The organism is Sphingopyxis sp., assembly GCF_051861155.1.
Lineage (GTDB): Bacteria > Pseudomonadota > Alphaproteobacteria > Sphingomonadales > Sphingomonadaceae > Sphingopyxis.
This window is the reverse complement of record NZ_JBHYDE010000004.1, coordinates 105,915-120,140: the sequence shown is the minus strand read 5'-3', so window position 1 is coordinate 120,140 and position 14,226 is coordinate 105,915. Positions and strand designations below refer to the sequence as shown.

Sequence of the window (14,226 nt, the reverse complement as noted above, 5' to 3'; positions counted from 1 at the left end):
ACGGTCAGGCGGGATAGGTCCAGGTCGTATCGCGCGCGAAATTTTCCGCCGCGAAGTCCCAGTTGAGCAGCTCGTCGACCACCGCATCGACATAGGCCGGGCGCAAATTCTTGCGGTCGATATAATAGGCATGTTCCCACACATCGATCACGACCAGCGGCTTGATCCCCGCGGTCAGCTCGGTCCCCGCATCGTGGGTGTCGGTGACCGACAGCGTGCCATCGCGCGAGACGAGCCAGGCCCAGCCCGACGCGAAATGATTGACTGCGGTTTCCTTCAGCTTCTTTTTCAGATCGTCGAGCGAGCCGAAATCGCGGGTGATCGCGGCGAGCAGATCGCCAGTGGGCGCGGTCTTTTCCGGCGACAGGCTGTGCCAGTAAAAGGCGTGGTTCCATGATTGGGCGGCGTTATTGAACAGGCCCTTGTTTCCCGCACCCTCGGCATGGTGGACGATCTCTTCGAGCGGCTTGTCGGCGAGTTCGGTACCGGTGATCGCGGCGTTGACCTTGTCGACATAGGCCTTGTGATGCTTGCCATGATGCGTCGCGAGCGTGTCGGCCGAAATATGCGGCTCCAGCGCATCCTGCTTGTAGGGCAGCGGGGGAAGAGCGATCGTCATGGCAGTCTCCATTTTTTTGGGGGGAGGATGAAGGCTGTAACTCGGTATCGGGGCACGGGGTTGCAAGGTTTGGGCGGGGAAATTTTCTCGCCAAATCCGTCATTGCGAGGAGCCGAAGGCGACGCGGCAATCCAGAGCGGCGTAAACCGCCCTGGATTGCTTCGCTTCGCTCGCAATGACGGCGGGACTTACGTCACCATCGCCATCAGCGTGGCAATCCGATCAGCCTCCTCGGCGGGCTTGTCGCGGCGGATGCGCGAGATGCGCGGGAAGCGCATGGCCAGCCCCGACTTGTGGCGCTTGCTGCTGTGGATCGAATCGAATGCGACCTCGAGTACCAGCGACTTTTCCACCTCGCGCACCGGTCCGAAACGGTTGAGCGTGTTGTCGCGCACGAACTTGTTGAGCCACCTCAGCTCCTCGTCGGTGAAGCCCGAATAGGCTTTGCCGACCGGCAACAGCTCGCCATCGTCGCTCCAGCAACCGAAGGTATAATCCGAATAGAAGCTCGCGCGGCGGCCGTTGCCGCGCTGCGCGTACATCATCACGCAATCGGCGGTGAGCGGATCGCGTTTCCATTTATACCAGAGCCCGGCGCGGCGCCCCGCGACATAGGGCGCATCGCGGCGCTTGAGCATCACCCCCTCGATTGCGGCATCGCGCGCGCCCGCGCGGCGCGCGGCGAGGTCATCGAAATCGGCCGCGTCGATCACCTGCGACAGGTCGAAATGGCTGTCGGCAAGGCGCGGGACGAAGGCCTCCAACTGCCGCCGCCGTTCGGTCCACGGCAAGCCGCGCAGGTCGTTGCCGTCGACTGCGAGCAGGTCATAGACACGCACGAACGCTGGCGACTCAGCGAGCATCTTCTTCGACACCGTCTTACGCCCGAGTCTTTGCTGGAGCGCGTTGAAGCTCGCCGCCCCTCCCTGATTTTCTGGGCCGCCCTGCGCATCGCCGCGCACCAGCAGTTCGCCATCAATCACCGCATCCTGATCGAACGCCGCGACCAGTTCAGGAAAGGCGCCGCTGATCTCTTCGCCGCCGCGGCTGTAGATGCGGGTCTGACCGCCACCATGGACAATCTGGACGCGGATGCCGTCCCATTTCCACTCCGCGGCATAATCAGCGAGGTCGACCGTCGCCTCCTCCAGCGGATGCGCCAGCATGAAGGGGCGGAAGAAAGCGACTTCCTTGAGGTCGGGCCGCTCCGCCCTTCCCTCGCCCCATGCGAACAGCGGCGCATAGGGCGGCGGAATCGCGTGCCATAGCTCCTCGACATCGTCGATGGGCACGTCGAACGCCTGCGCAAACGCCTGTTTGGCGAGCCGCGCCGACACCCCGACACGCATGCCCCCGAGCGCGAGCTTGAGGAGTGCGTAGCGGCCATCGGCGTCGAGGCGGTCGAGGAGATCGGCGAGGATTTCAGGGGCGGTAGCGCGGGTCGCGGCGACGAGGGCGTCGACCACGGCTGAAACGCTTAGCTCCCCCTCCCCTTCAGGGGAGGGGCTGGGGGTGGGGCCATCGGCCTCGCGCTGCCCCGCGACCCCCACCCCAACCCCTCCCCTGAAGGGGAGGGGCTTTTCGGAATCGGGCCACAGCAACGCCGCGGTCTCCGCCGTATCCCCCACAAAATGCCGTGACAGGCGAAACAATTCCTCATCGACCCGCGTCGCGAGCAACGCCCGCACCATCGCCGATTTCACCGCTGGGAAATCGAGGCTCTCGGTCAGCGCGGCGATCGCCCAACCGCGATCGGGATCGGGCGTGTGCGTCAGATAATCTGCGATCAGCGCCAACTTGCTATTGCGCGAGCGGGTGTAGATCAGTCGGTCGATCAGGGCGGCGAAGGCCTTCACGCCTCTTCTTCCAGATCGCGGCCGACGAGGTGCAGCGCGCGCGCCTTGCGTTGATGCAGTTCGCACCAGCGCAGCAGGCCGTCCTCGCTGCCATGGGTGATCCATGTCTCCTTAGGGTTGACCTGCGAAATCGTCGTCGTCAGCTCATCCCAGTCGGCATGATCCGAAATGACGAGCGGCAGTTCGACCATCCGCTGGCGGGCGCGCTGGCGCACCCGCATCCAGCCCGACGCCATCGCCGTGACGGGATCGGGCAATCGCCGCGACCAGCGGTCGTTCAGCGCCGAGGGCGGCGCGACGATGATCTGCCCCGCCATGTCACCCTTGTCGGTTTCCGACACAAGCCGCAGCTCGCCCAGATCGACGCCGTGCCCCGCGTACAGCGCGCACATCCGCTCCATCGCCCCGTGGATATAGATCGGTGCGTCCCACCCAGCAGCGCGCAATTCCGCCATCACCCGCTGCGCCTTGCCCAGCGCATAGGCGCCGACCAGCACGCAGCGATCGGGTTCGGCGCGCACCGCGCCGATTAGCTTGGCGATCTCGTCGGACGTGGGAGGGTGGCGAAACACCGGCAGCCCAAAAGTCGCCTCGGTGATGAAGATGTCGCACGGGACGACTTCGAACGGCGCGCAGGTCGGGTCGGGGCGGCGTTTGTAATCTCCCGAGATGACGATCCGCTCGCCCGCATATTCCATCAGGATTTGCGCGCTGCCCAGCACATGCCCCGCGGGATGAAAGCTGAAGCGCACCCCCCCGCGTTCGAACCCGTCACCATAGGGAAACGCCTGATTATGGCTCGCTTCGACATCGACGCCGTAGCGCAACGCCATGATCGCCAGCGTTTCGGGGGTCGCAAACACCGCGCCATGGCCGCTCCGCGCATGATCGGCATGGCCGTGGGTGACCGCGGCGCGCGCGACGGAGCGCGACGGATCGATCCACAGGTTGGCGGGCTTCACATACAGCCCGTGCGGATGCGGTTCGAGCCAGGTTTTCGCCTTTGCCATCAGGCGGCCAGGTCGCGCACGCGCGCCAGATCGGCGACGAACGTCGCGCGCTCTTCGGCGGCGCGTGCCCGATCGGGCAGGCGCAGCAGGAAAGAGGGATGGATCGTCGCGACCAGCTTGGTACCTCCGTCGAGTTCATGCACCGCGCCGCGCATCGACGTGACGCGCATGCTCTTCCCCGTCACCCCGCGCAGCGCGCTGCCGCCCAGGGTCACAATCAGGTCGGGCTGGACCAGCGCGCGTTCCTTGTCGAGCCACCAGCGGCAGATGTCGATCTCGCCCGTCGTCGGGTTCTGATGCAGCCGGCGCTTGCCGCGCGGTTCAAATTTGAAATGCTTCACCGCGTTGGTCAGGAACAATCGCGTGCGATCGAGCCCCGCCTCGGCCAGCGCCTCGTTCAGCACCTGCCCCGCGGGGCCGACGAACGGTCGCCCTTCCAGATCCTCTCGGTCCCCCGGCTGCTCGCCGACCAGCATGATGCGCGCTGCCGCCGGGCCTTCGCCGACCACCGCCTGCGTCGCACTGCAATGCAGCGGGCAGCGCGTGCAGCCGCCGACCGCGCGGGCGATCTCGTCCAGCGTGTCGATGTCGTCGGTCAGGGCCAGAGCTTCGGGCACGCGGGTTCGCCATTTGTCGGTTTGCGGGTTTGCTAAAGAAACGGCGGTTTCGCGCATCCGTTCCACCCGCGCCGCGGCGCCCGCGAGCAGCGGCGCGATATCCTGCGCCTCGGGCAGGTTCTTCCAATATTTCTTGGGCATTTCGGCACGCATCGCATCGATCTTGACCCGCGCGGGGTTGAAGATCGCGCCATAATAGGTGCGCCACTGATCCTCGATGACGTCGCTGCCCGGCACCTCGTCCTTCGTCCCGCCCGCTCCATAGGTCAGCGTCTCATCGTGCCAGATCGCGCGCGCGTCGGGGGTGACGATCGCCCAGTCCATGCCGGTGAAGCGGCGCTGAAAGAAGGGCGCGGTCAGCCGCAGGATATGGTGGTCGGGTTCGAACCACGCCGCAAAACGCTCGCGCCCCGCATCCTCCCCCAGCCTCCGGAAGCGGACAAAGGCGTGCATCTTGTGGACGTCGCGGCGGATCGCTTTGTCGGTCCTGCGTAGCCAGTCGACGTCGGCATCAGTCGTCCGCGCGAGCAAGTGCCGATCCTGCGCCGCGCGCCAGACGACGCGATAGAGCCGCGCCGGCACGCGCGGGTCGCGGTGGCAGGTCACCCGGTCGGCCATGGCGAGCAATTCGCGCGGCAGCGACACGGCGCCGCCCGATGCGGGCGGCGCATCGTCGCCGAACAGCGACGCGCCCTCGTCGGCACCGCGCCAGCTGACATCCTCGGGCGCCACGCCGCCCGCGATCAGCTCGCGCGCTGCATCGCGCCATTCGGCGAAATCGCCGGGACGGGCGAGCACGACCTCCCTCATAGCGACAGCGATAATTGCTCGGCGGGCGGCGCAAAGCGCGCGCGCAGGCTGGCGCTGTCGGTCAGCGACCCGGGCCGCCAATCGGGGGTGACGATGAATGGCAGCACTTTCTTCACCGACGCGGTCAGCTTCGCCAGATCACCCAGCCGCAGCTTTCCGGTGCGCCGCACCGCGACGATCCGGTCGACCGCACGCGTCCCCAGTCCCGGGACGCGCAGCAGCAGTTCGCGCGGGGCGCGGTTGATGTCGACCGGAAAAATGTCGCGCCGCATCAGCGCCCACGCGAGCTTGGGATCGATGCTCAGGTCGAGCATCCCGCCGCTCGCCCCCTCCATGATTTCGGCGCGCTGAAAGCCATAGAAACGCAGCAACCAGTCGGCCTGATACAGGCGGTGTTCGCGCATCAGCGGCGGGCGAACCGGCGGCAGGTCGCTGCTCGCGTCGGGGATCGGGCTGTACGCCGAATAATAGACGCGGCGGAGGCGATAGCCCGAATAGAGGTTGGTCGCACTCGCCAATATGTCGTCGTCGCGCGATCCGTCGGCGCCGACAATCATCTGCGTCGACTGCCCGGCGGGGGCAAATCGCGGCGGTTTCGCCTTTTTGAGTAGCCGCCCTTTCACGGCCTCGATCGCATCGTCGGCGCCGATACGCACCGATGCCATCGTCTTGCGGATCGTCGCGGGTTTCTTTTCGGGCGCGAAGCTTTGCAATCCCGCCTCGGTCGGCAGTTCGACGTTGGTCGACAGGCGGTCGGCGTAGAGCCCGGCGCGCGCAATCAGCTCGGGCGCCGCCCCGGCGATCGTCTTCAAATGAATATAGCCGCCGAACCGATGCTCCTCGCGCAGGATGCGCGCGACCTCGACCAGCTGCTCCATCGTATAATCTTCGGAGCGGATGATGCCTGAGGACAGGAACAGTCCCTCGATATAATTGCGTTTGTAGAAATCGAGCGTCAGCCGCACTACCTCCTGCGGATTGAAGCGCGCCCGCCGCACATTGCTCGATGCACGGTTGATGCAGAAACGGCAGTCGTAGATGCAGAAGTTGGTGAGCAGGATCTTGAGCAGCGAGATACACCGCCCGTCGGGGGCATAGCTGTGACAGATGCCCATGCCCTCGGTCGACCCGATGCCCTTGGTGCCGGTCGAATCGCGCTTGACCGTCCCCGATGAGGCGCAAGACGCGTCATATTTGGCGGCATCGGCCAATATGCCGAGCTTTTGCAGAATCGGTTTGGCGGACATGGCATCGCCATATCACAGGAACATAAAGGGAACAAATCGACCCGTCGCAATCAGGCGTCGCGCCACCGCGCGGGCAGTGTGATGTCGAGCACCAGTCCGCTCGGCTCCCAATGCCGCTCAATCGTGCCGCCCAGATTGTTACGGACGCTGCGTTCCATCAGCAAAGTGCCAAAGCTGGTTTTCTGCGGTGGGCCGATCGGGCCGTTATTGCCGGTTTCGGTCCAGGTCAGCCGGAACAGCCGCGGCTCATCGCCTTCGGGATCCTGCGTCCAGCGGACATCGACGTCGCCCGCGGCGCCCGACAGCGCGCCATGCTTGACCGCGTTGGTCGCCAGTTCGTTGAACACCAGCGCCATCGCGACGAGCGCATTTTCGGGGAGAAGCAGGTCGGGCCCCGACCAGCGAATGCGCGGAAAGGCAGCCTCGACCTCGCGCAGCAGCGCGTGCATCGATCCGGTCATGAAATTGGCGCCGAGCAGGACATTCTGCGCGCGGTTGAGCGCGTCGAGCCGGCCAGTAATCCGCTCGACATAATCATCGACGTCGGTCGCCGCATGGCGGGTGAGCGAAATGATCGCGCTGACCGTCGCGAACAGGTTGCGCATCCGGTGATGCAATTCGCGCATCAACAGATTGGCATTTTCCTGACGGCTTTTCTGTTCGGTGATGTCGACACTGATCCCGGTCAGGATCGCATCGTCCGATTGCACGTCCCAATCGGCACGCACCGCGATCCAGCGCACCCCGCGCTCGGGGTGCTGGATGCGATATTCGGTGGCATAATGGGTGCCGTTCGCGACCGATCCACCAAGCACGATCCGCACCGCTTCGCGATCGTCGGGCAGCAGGCGTTCGAAAAAGCCGTCGAGGTTGGCGAGCGCGGTGTCATAGTCGGCGCCCCACAGTTCGGCGACCGCACCGCTCCACTGGATCGCACCGGTGCGGGCGTCGAAGCGCCAGGTTGCGATGCCCGAAAAATCGAGTGCGCGTTCCAGCGTCTGCCGCGCTTCGTCGCGTTCGATGACGATCCGCCGCAAATCCGCCTCGGCCATGATGATTGCGGCAAAATCCTCGAGCCGCGCCAGTTCGCGGTCGGCCAGCGTGCCGCGTTCCTTGCGGTCGATCACGCACAGCGTCCCCAGGATCGCGCCATTATAGGCACGCAGCGGCACCCCGGCGTAAAATCGGATAAAGGGGTCGCCGGTGACCAGCGGATTGTCGCGAAACCGTTCGTCGCCCATCACGTCGGTGATGATAATCGGCCTGTCTTCGGCGACGACATATTGGCAGAAACTGATGTCGCGCGAGGTTTCGGACGCGTCGAGGCCATAGGAGGATTTGAACCATTGGCGGCAATCATCGACCAGCGACACCAGCGCGATCGGCGCGTCGAACAGGTCGGCGACCATCTTGGTCACGCGATCGAACGCTTCCTCCGGTCCGGTATCCAAAATCCGATATTCGCGAAGCGTGGCGAGGCGCATCCGTTCGACCTGCCCCGCATCTGCATTGCCACCGTCCGCCAAGTCCTGCCCCTCGCTTCCTCGCACCGCTCCGGGCCGCTCTGCCATGAATATGGTCCCTAAAAAAGTGCACTTGCCGCCAATTTAAGAAAAGTGTGGCAATTTCGATTACTTACACCCCAACCCCATCGCGTTCCGGCTGACTCTACGCACCGCATCGTGACAAGTTGCAGCAATTGGTCGCGCATTTTGCCGCGCGGCTGCGGAACCGACATCCGCCGGGGCGCGTATGATGGGCCTGAGCGGGAGGAAGATTGCATGGCTTTGGGTGAAGAAATTCGCGGACATCTGCCGTTTTTGCGGCGCTATGCGCGCGCGCTGACGGGCAGCCAGCAACATGGCGACAATTTCGTTCACACCACGCTGGAGGTCATCGTCGCCGCCCCCGATGAATTCAGCGCCGGCCACGGCACCCGCATCGACCTGTACCGCAATTTTCACCGTATCTGGGAAAGCGCCTATATCGACGATGGCGAAGGCGACGACGACGGCGAAGACCCGTTCGTGCGCGCCGCGAACCAGCGGCTCGCGCAGATGACCCCGCTGGGCCGCCAGATCCTGTTGCTGACCGCACTCGAAGGCTTTTCGGTCAGCGAAGCCGCCGCGATCACCGGCACCGACGGAGCGACGGTCGAGCTGCTGCTGGCGGATGCGATCGGCGAACTCGACCGCGAATCGCGCACGTCGGTGCTGATCATCGAGGACGAGCCGCTGATCGCGATGGAGCTGGAACAGATCGTCCGCGAACTCGGCCACACGGTCGCCGGGGTCGCGACCACCCACGCCGACGCGGTCGCCGCGTTCGAGGCGACCGACGCGGGGCTGGTACTCGCCGACATCCAGCTGGCCGATGGATCGTCGGGGATCGATGCGGTGCAGGATATTTTGGCGCTGGCGCCGGTGCCCGCGATCTTCATCACCGCCTTTCCCGAACGGCTGCTGACCGGCGGGCGCGTCGAACCGACCTTCCTGATTTCCAAGCCGTTCCGCGAAAACACGGTGCGCGCGGCGATCAGCCAGAGCCTGTTGTTCACCCCGCAGCTGGCGGCGTAACCCAGGCTTGGGGCCAGGCTCTAGTCGCGCCCGGAGCCGTTCGCGGTCAGATTGTCAACATCGTCCATGATCGAGCGGAAGACCTCGCTCGATGCCAGTTCGTCGGCGCTGCGCAGCGGCATCGTGCCGCTTTCCAAAATGGCTTGCAGCGCGGCGCGGGCGCGCGAGACGCGGCTTTTCATCGTCCCGACCGCGCAGTCACAGATCGCCGCGCCCTCTTCATAGGACAGCTGCCCCGCGCCGATCAGCACCAGCGCCTCGCGCTGATCGACCGGCAGCATCAACAGCGCACGCTGGACATCGGCCAGATGCAGGCTGTCGTCCTGGTCGTCGGGTGCGACGAGCAGCCGTTCGGCCGCCATCTCGTCATATTCGGCGGTGAATTTCTTGCGGCGCATCTGTGACAGGAAACAATTGCGCAGGATAACGAACGCCCAGCTTTTCATGCTGGCCGGTCCCGGCACATATTGCGCCCGCGCCTTCCACGCCTTCAGCATCGTTTCCTGCACCAGATCGTCAGCCAGGTCGGCATTGCCGCACAGGCTGCGGCCAAAGGCGCGCAGATGCGGCAACATCGCCGCCAGTTCGCGTTTGAAGCTGGCGTCGTCGAGCGGTTGAGGGTCGGGCGGTGGAGGCGTCAGGTCGTTGATAAAATAGCCTTAGTTTTGGCGGTAACGATCACAATGGCCCTGAGGCTTAGCGCGTCGCATCCGCGATGCAAACCCGAACCGCGGAATGCCGGGAAAAAGGGCTCCGCCGCGCTCAATCGGCGGCGCCTGCACCCGAGGGACGCCGCCGCCCGAGCGCGATGAAATTTTCCATCATCAGCGCATCCTGCGGATCGAGCCGACCGTTCGCCGCCAGCCGTGCCAGATTGTCGTCATGGCCGCGGAAGTTGGGATCATAGAGCATCGACCATTCGGCGAAGGCGCGCTCGTCGATCGCGCGGCGGCGGATCTCGACCATCCCACTGTGCCGCGGGTCGCCGCGGATCGCGGTGAGGCACGCCTCGACCTTGGCCGCCGGACCTTCGAGCAATTGCAGGAAATTATGACCGTTGAAGATCAAGGCGCCGGTGAGCGCATCGCGGTGATTGTTGCGGCGCGACTGCACGAGCAGCGCGGCAATATCCTGTTCGCCGATCAACGGATCGGCCACGCTGATATAGATGACGGAAAGCAAGCGACGTTTCTCCAGCCGTCCCGTGCGGGAAAGGCAATGCAACACCCCTCGCCGCAAGCCTGGTCGCCTACGCTTCGTTCCGAATAGGGCGCGTGTGGCATCTTGGCAACGCATTCGTCGCAAAAAAAGACCCTGTCGGGAACCCGCAGGCGTTTTCGTCGTTGCTTCGGCATGGCTACGCAAGGCAACAACAGGACGAACGGCAAGGGCGCCCCGCCCCCGGGGACCGCTGCGCCTAATCGCGAGCAGGGCAGCTTTCCCGGCACCGACAGCGACCAGTGGCATCGCACGCTGACCGGTCGCCAAGCTCCCGAACCGGTCAGCGCCAAGCTGCGCATGATCTATGGCAATATCGTTTCCGAACAATTGCCCGATCAGATGCTCGACCTTTTGTCGCAACTCGACCAGAAAAGTCCGAAACAATAATGGCGGACAGTGCCGCCGCGGCTGAGGCTGGCGACAGCCTGTCCGACACCGAATTCAAGGCGTTGCTCGCCGGGGTGATTCCGCACCTGCGCGCCTATGGCCGCAGCCTGTCGGGCAGCCCCGATCTGGCCGACGATTTGACGCAGGACACGATGGTCAAGGCGTGGGCGTCGCGCGAGCGGTTCGAGCGCGGCACGTCGATCAAGGCGTGGACCTTTGTCATCCTGCGCAACACTTTCCTGTCGCAGATGCGCCGCAACAAATTTGTCGGCGAATATGACGAAACTGCGGTCGAACGGACGATGTCGACGCGCGCCAGTCAGGAAGACAGCGGCGAAATGGCCGATTTGCAACGCGGCCTGATGGAATTGCCGCAGGACCAGCGCGAAGCGCTGATCCTCGTCGGCGCTGGCGGCATGTCCTATGAAGAAGCCGCAAGCATTTGCGATTGTGCCCTCGGCACGATGAAAAGCCGCGTCTCGCGCGCGCGAGCCGCGTTGGAAGAGATTATGAACAGCGGCCAGTTTTCGCAGAAGCGTGCCGACGCGCCACCCGCCAGCCAGGCGGTCGATGCGATCATGGACAGCGTCGAGATCATCACGGCGCGGCGCGAAGCAGCTAACCGCTAGGGGACGCACGAACGCCTCTCGACTTTGCCGCGCCGCCGCGCCAGATTGGCGCATCCTTCCCCCCAGCAAAGCGAGCTTTCCCGATGAAAACATTGCCGCTCCTCGCCCTTTCCGCGGCGCTCGCCGCCAGCGCCTGCTCGGCCAGCACCGCATCGAGCCAGCCCGCCGATCCCGCCAAGCTCGACGCGTCGGGCGATCAGCCCGCGGCCCCGGTCGCCGAGGCGCCGTTCACGGTTCAGGAGGTCGCGAGCTTTAATGAACCCTGGGCGATGACCTTTGTCCCCGGCACCCGCGCCGCGCTGATCACCGAGAAAGCGGGCAAACTGAAACTGTGGCAGGAGAGCAGCCCGACGCTCGACGTCGCGGGCGTGCCCGCGGTCGCCTATGGCGGTCAGGGCGGTTTTGGCGACATCATCGTCGCCCCCGATTTCGCGACCAGCGGCACCGTTTACCTGAGCTGGATCGAACCCGGCGCGGGCGGCACCTATGGCGCCGTCGTCGGTATGGCCCGGCTGGTTCAGGGCGCAGCCCCGCGGCTGGAAGGACTCAAGACGATCTGGACCCAGTCGCCCAAAGTCACCGGCCGCGGCCATTATTCGCACCGCCTGGCCTTTTCGCCCGACGGCAAATATCTGTTCATCGGATCGGGCGAGCGCCAGAAATTCGACCCGGCGCAGGACATGAAGGCCAATCTGGGCAAGATCGTCCGCCTGAACCCCGACGGCAGCGTGCCCGCCGACAATCCGTTTGCGGCGCAGGGCGGCGTGACTGCGCAAATCTGGTCGCTCGGCCACCGCAACATCCTGGGCCTCACCTTCGACGGCGCCGGGCAATTGTGGAATCAGGAAATGGGGCCGAAGGGCGGCGACGAGGTCAATCTGGTCGCGGCCAAGGCCAATTATGGCTATCCGATCGTGTCGAACGGCGACCATTATGACGGCAAGGATATTCCCGACCATCCGACCCGCCCCGAATTTGCGGCACCGAAACTGTGGTGGAACCCCGCCATCTCGCCCGGCGGCCTCGCCTGGTACAATGGCGACCTGTATCCCGGCTGGAAAAACAGCCTGCTGATGGGCGCCTTGTCGGGCGAAGGGCTGATCCGCATGGCGATCAATGGCGACAAGCTGACCAAATCCGACCGCTGGGATTTCGGCACCCGCATCCGCGAGGTCGAAGTGCGCGACGACGGCACGGTATGGCTGCTCATCGATGGCGAGGATGGCAAGCTGGTGAAGCTGGTCCCGAAGAAGTGATTTCTGTCTCGTCTCCCCGGGCATGACCCGGGGTCCAGCCGGATTCCCGCTTTCGCGCGAATGACGAGTGTGAGATTAGGCCGTCCATGATCCGCAACCTGCTCACCCGGCGCGCCGAATGGCCCGCACGCATTCCGGACCCCGATGCGCCGCCGTCGCTGGGCCTGCTGTGGCGCGAAGTGACGGGACTGGTCCGCGCGCTGTGGGGCCGCATCCGCGCGATGCCGCCAGAACCCAATCCCGACAGCGACCATCCGCCAGTGATGGTGCTGCCGGGGTTCCTGTCGGGCGACTGGGCGACCAAGGCACTGCGCGCCGACCTGCGCCGCGCCGGATTTCGCTGCTATGCTTGGGGCCTCGGCTTCAACCGCGGCGCCACCCCCGACATCATCGAGCGCATCGATAGCCGCGTGCAATGGATCATCGACCGCACCGGCCACGCCCCGGCGCTGGTCGGCTGGAGCCTGGGCGGCATTTACGCGCGCGAATATGCCAAGCATCACCCGGACAAGGTCGCGCGCGTCGTCACCCTCGGCTCGCCCTTTTCAGGGAGCCGCCGCGCCAACCGCGCCTGGCGGCTTTATCATCTGGTCGCGCGCCACCCGGTCGATAATCCGCCGATCGATTTCCACCCTGCGCCGCGTCCCGAAATGCCGACCTTTGCGCTATGGTCAGCCTATGACGGCGTGATCGCGGTGGGCAGCGCACGCGGGCTGCCCCACGAAAGCGACCGCCAGGTCGAAGTCGACTGCGGTCATATGGGCTTTGCCTATGCCCCGACCTCGGTCGCCGCGATCGTGAAAGCGCTGCAGGAAGAAGTGGGGTAGGTCGGTGTCTGGGCGGACGGTAGAAAATGATCGTCTCCGCCCTTCTCCCCTTCCTGAAAGGGAGGGTAATAGCCAAAAAAACGGCCCGCAAAGACGAAAAAGGGCGGCACACCGCCGCCCTTCCCAATCTCGGCCGAGCCCCGGACAGCGCTCGATCGCGGCGCCGGATTATTCCGCGCGCGCCGGAATGCCGGTCATCAGCGTATGCAGCTCGCCGGCTTCCCACATTTCCATCATGATGTCGCTGCCGCCGACGAATTCGCCTTTCACATACAGCTGGGGGATCGTCGGCCAGTCGGAAAATTCCTTGATACCCTGGCGGATTTCCATGTCCTGCAGCACGTCGACGGTGTCATATTCGACCCCCAGCCGGTCGAGCATCGCGATGGCGCGCGACGAAAAGCCGCATTGCGGGAACAGCGGCGTGCCCTTCATGAACAGCAGCACGGGGTTGTCGGTGACCAGCTTGGCGATGCGGTCGTGAATGGCTTCGGTCATAATCGTCTCCGGCGGCGCAGCGCGCCATAAATTGGGTGATCGCCCCTATGAAGGGACGGCCGTGGTCAATTGCAAGGCATGAAGTTCGCCGCCCATGCGCCCGCCCAGCGCGGCATAGACCGCCTTGTGCTGCGCGACCCGCGTCATCCCCCGAAAGGATTCGCTGATCACATGCGCGGCATAATGGTCATTGTCGCCCGCCAGATCGGTGATCGCGACATCGGCATCGGGAAAAGCCGCGACGATCATCGCCCGCAAATCATCCTGGCGCATACCCATCGCAGCGGTCCCGTCAGTTCTGGCTGTCGATGAACTGGCGCCGCGCCTCGACCGACTTGTCGTTCAGCGCGGCGCGGATTTCGGCGTCGCTGATCTCGACCTGCGCCGCGGTCAGGTCGCCCGCCAGCTTGCGGATGACGTCTTCATCGCCCGCTTCCTCGAAATCGGCCTGCACCACCGCTTTGGCATAGGCGTCGGTCTCTTCGGGGGTCAGCCCCATGCGTTCGGCGGCCCATTCGCCGACCAGCCGGTTGCGGCGCGCGGTGATCCGGAACTGCATGTCCTGGTCGCGGGCGAATTGGGCCTCGAAGGCGCGTTCTCGGTCGTCGAATCCGCTCATCATATCCTCACCGGTTTGAAACTGTCGCCCTGCAGATAGGTTGCACGCCCCATG

At 64.8% G+C, this 14,226-nt stretch carries 16 protein-coding genes; 5 read left to right on the top strand and 11 right to left on the bottom strand.

Annotation, left to right across the window (positions count from 1 at the left end):
• Nucleotides 1-4: 4 nt before the first annotated feature.
• The 6 genes from ACTIFP_RS08755 to ACTIFP_RS08730 form a co-directional block, all read right to left on the bottom strand.
• Nucleotides 5-619 (bottom strand): superoxide dismutase, encoded by a 615-nt coding sequence (locus tag ACTIFP_RS08755; RefSeq protein ID WP_439568331.1) that lies wholly within the window; start codon nt 617-619, stop codon nt 5-7.
• Nucleotides 620-807: 188 nt separating this feature from the next.
• Nucleotides 808-2,475 carry a cisplatin damage response ATP-dependent DNA ligase gene (locus ACTIFP_RS08750; RefSeq protein WP_439568330.1) on the bottom strand — a complete coding sequence of 556 codons (1,668 nt, stop codon included), beginning with the start codon at nt 2,473-2,475 and terminating at the stop codon, nt 808-810.
• A complete protein-coding gene (locus tag ACTIFP_RS08745) occupies nt 2,472-3,485 on the bottom strand; it encodes a ligase-associated DNA damage response exonuclease (protein ID WP_439568329.1) in 1,014 nt (337 codons plus the stop codon). Before ACTIFP_RS08745 ends, ACTIFP_RS08750 begins: the two co-directional genes overlap by 4 nt.
• Nucleotides 3,485-4,912 (bottom strand): UdgX family uracil-DNA binding protein, encoded by a 1,428-nt coding sequence (locus ACTIFP_RS08740; protein ID WP_439568328.1) that lies wholly within the window; start codon nt 4,910-4,912, stop codon nt 3,485-3,487. Before ACTIFP_RS08740 ends, ACTIFP_RS08745 begins: the two co-directional genes overlap by 1 nt.
• Nucleotides 4,909-6,159 carry a putative DNA modification/repair radical SAM protein gene (locus tag ACTIFP_RS08735; RefSeq protein WP_439568327.1) on the bottom strand — a complete coding sequence of 417 codons (1,251 nt, stop codon included), beginning with the start codon at nt 6,157-6,159 and terminating at the stop codon, nt 4,909-4,911. The genes ACTIFP_RS08740 and ACTIFP_RS08735 overlap by 4 nt, the downstream gene beginning before the upstream one ends.
• A gap of 50 nt (nt 6,160-6,209) precedes the next feature.
• Nucleotides 6,210-7,730, bottom strand: coding sequence for a sensor histidine kinase (locus ACTIFP_RS08730; protein ID WP_439568326.1), 1,521 nt, complete (start codon nt 7,728-7,730; stop codon nt 6,210-6,212).
• 210 nt (nt 7,731-7,940) lie between these two features.
• Between ACTIFP_RS08730 and ACTIFP_RS08725 the strand changes: the two genes are divergently transcribed.
• Nucleotides 7,941-8,735: a response regulator gene (locus ACTIFP_RS08725; protein WP_439568325.1), complete on the top strand. Its 795-nt coding sequence runs from the start codon at nt 7,941-7,943 to the stop codon at nt 8,733-8,735.
• Between the two features lie 20 nt (nt 8,736-8,755).
• Here ACTIFP_RS08725 and ACTIFP_RS08720 read toward each other — a convergent pair whose 3' ends face one another.
• Together ACTIFP_RS08720 and ACTIFP_RS08715 are read right to left on the bottom strand one after the other, a co-directional pair.
• On the bottom strand, nt 8,756-9,310 hold the full coding sequence (locus tag ACTIFP_RS08720; protein ID WP_439568324.1) for a sigma-70 family RNA polymerase sigma factor: 555 nt from the start codon (nt 9,308-9,310) through the stop codon (nt 8,756-8,758).
• A 187-nt stretch (nt 9,311-9,497) separates the two neighbouring features.
• Complete coding sequence (locus tag ACTIFP_RS08715; RefSeq protein WP_439568323.1) at nt 9,498-9,962, bottom strand: BLUF domain-containing protein; 465 nt, start codon at nt 9,960-9,962, stop codon at nt 9,498-9,500.
• Between the two features lie 126 nt (nt 9,963-10,088).
• On the opposite strand from ACTIFP_RS08715, the gene ACTIFP_RS08710 reads away from it, so the two are divergent.
• The 4 genes from ACTIFP_RS08710 (at nt 10,089) to ACTIFP_RS08695 (ending at nt 13,055) form a co-directional block, all read left to right on the top strand.
• Entirely contained in the window at nt 10,089-10,343 is a 255-nt protein-coding gene (locus ACTIFP_RS08710) for a NepR family anti-sigma factor (RefSeq protein ID WP_439568322.1), read from the top strand.
• Nucleotides 10,343-10,972, top strand: a complete 630-nt coding sequence (locus ACTIFP_RS08705) for a sigma-70 family RNA polymerase sigma factor (protein ID WP_439568321.1) — start codon at nt 10,343-10,345, stop codon at nt 10,970-10,972. Before ACTIFP_RS08710 ends, ACTIFP_RS08705 begins: the two co-directional genes overlap by 1 nt.
• Before the next feature lie 83 nt (nt 10,973-11,055).
• Nucleotides 11,056-12,228, top strand: coding sequence for a PQQ-dependent sugar dehydrogenase (locus ACTIFP_RS08700; RefSeq protein WP_439568320.1), 1,173 nt, complete (start codon nt 11,056-11,058; stop codon nt 12,226-12,228).
• An 86-nt stretch (nt 12,229-12,314) separates the two neighbouring features.
• Nucleotides 12,315-13,055 (top strand): alpha/beta fold hydrolase, encoded by a 741-nt coding sequence (locus ACTIFP_RS08695; RefSeq protein ID WP_439568319.1) that lies wholly within the window; start codon nt 12,315-12,317, stop codon nt 13,053-13,055.
• Nucleotides 13,056-13,223: 168 nt separating this feature from the next.
• On the opposite strand, the gene grxD is transcribed toward ACTIFP_RS08695, so the two are convergent.
• The 3 genes from grxD to ACTIFP_RS08680 are packed head-to-tail and all read right to left on the bottom strand — an operon-like array spanning nt 13,224 to nt 14,172.
• Nucleotides 13,224-13,553, bottom strand: a complete 330-nt coding sequence (grxD, locus tag ACTIFP_RS08690) for a Grx4 family monothiol glutaredoxin (RefSeq protein ID WP_439568318.1) — start codon at nt 13,551-13,553, stop codon at nt 13,224-13,226.
• Between the two features lie 45 nt (nt 13,554-13,598).
• Nucleotides 13,599-13,832: a BolA family protein gene (locus ACTIFP_RS08685; protein ID WP_439568317.1), complete on the bottom strand. Its 234-nt coding sequence runs from the start codon at nt 13,830-13,832 to the stop codon at nt 13,599-13,601.
• 13 nt (nt 13,833-13,845) lie between these two features.
• Nucleotides 13,846-14,172, bottom strand: coding sequence for a DUF1476 domain-containing protein (locus tag ACTIFP_RS08680; RefSeq protein ID WP_439568316.1), 327 nt, complete (start codon nt 14,170-14,172; stop codon nt 13,846-13,848).
• Nucleotides 14,173-14,226 lie beyond the last annotated feature (54 nt).

Bases quoted from the DNA above. Each gene is read 5' to 3' on its own strand.
- ACTIFP_RS08680 (WP_439568316.1), bottom strand. From the start codon at position 14,172: ATGAGCGGATTCGACGACCGAGAACGCGCCTTCGAGGCCCAATTCGCC.
- ACTIFP_RS08720 (WP_439568324.1), bottom strand. From the start codon at position 9,310: ATGTTGCCGCATCTGCGCGCCTTTGGCCGCAGCCTGTGCGGCAATGCC.
- ACTIFP_RS08745 (WP_439568329.1), bottom strand. From the start codon at position 3,485: ATGGCAAAGGCGAAAACCTGGCTCGAACCGCATCCGCACGGGCTGTAT.
- ACTIFP_RS08700 (WP_439568320.1), top strand. From the start codon at position 11,056: ATGAAAACATTGCCGCTCCTCGCCCTTTCCGCGGCGCTCGCCGCCAGC.
- ACTIFP_RS08735 (WP_439568327.1), bottom strand. From the start codon at position 6,159: ATGTCCGCCAAACCGATTCTGCAAAAGCTCGGCATATTGGCCGATGCC.
- grxD (WP_439568318.1), bottom strand. From the start codon at position 13,553: ATGACCGAAGCCATTCACGACCGCATCGCCAAGCTGGTCACCGACAAC.
- ACTIFP_RS08685 (WP_439568317.1), bottom strand. From the start codon at position 13,832: ATGGGTATGCGCCAGGATGATTTGCGGGCGATGATCGTCGCGGCTTTT.
- ACTIFP_RS08710 (WP_439568322.1), top strand. From the start codon at position 10,089: ATGGCTACGCAAGGCAACAACAGGACGAACGGCAAGGGCGCCCCGCCC.
- ACTIFP_RS08740 (WP_439568328.1), bottom strand. From the start codon at position 4,912: ATGAGGGAGGTCGTGCTCGCCCGTCCCGGCGATTTCGCCGAATGGCGC.
- ACTIFP_RS08705 (WP_439568321.1), top strand. From the start codon at position 10,343: ATGGCGGACAGTGCCGCCGCGGCTGAGGCTGGCGACAGCCTGTCCGAC.
- ACTIFP_RS08725 (WP_439568325.1), top strand. From the start codon at position 7,941: ATGGCTTTGGGTGAAGAAATTCGCGGACATCTGCCGTTTTTGCGGCGC.
- ACTIFP_RS08695 (WP_439568319.1), top strand. From the start codon at position 12,315: ATGATCCGCAACCTGCTCACCCGGCGCGCCGAATGGCCCGCACGCATT.
- ACTIFP_RS08730 (WP_439568326.1), bottom strand. From the start codon at position 7,730: ATGGCAGAGCGGCCCGGAGCGGTGCGAGGAAGCGAGGGGCAGGACTTG.
- ACTIFP_RS08755 (WP_439568331.1), bottom strand. From the start codon at position 619: ATGACGATCGCTCTTCCCCCGCTGCCCTACAAGCAGGATGCGCTGGAG.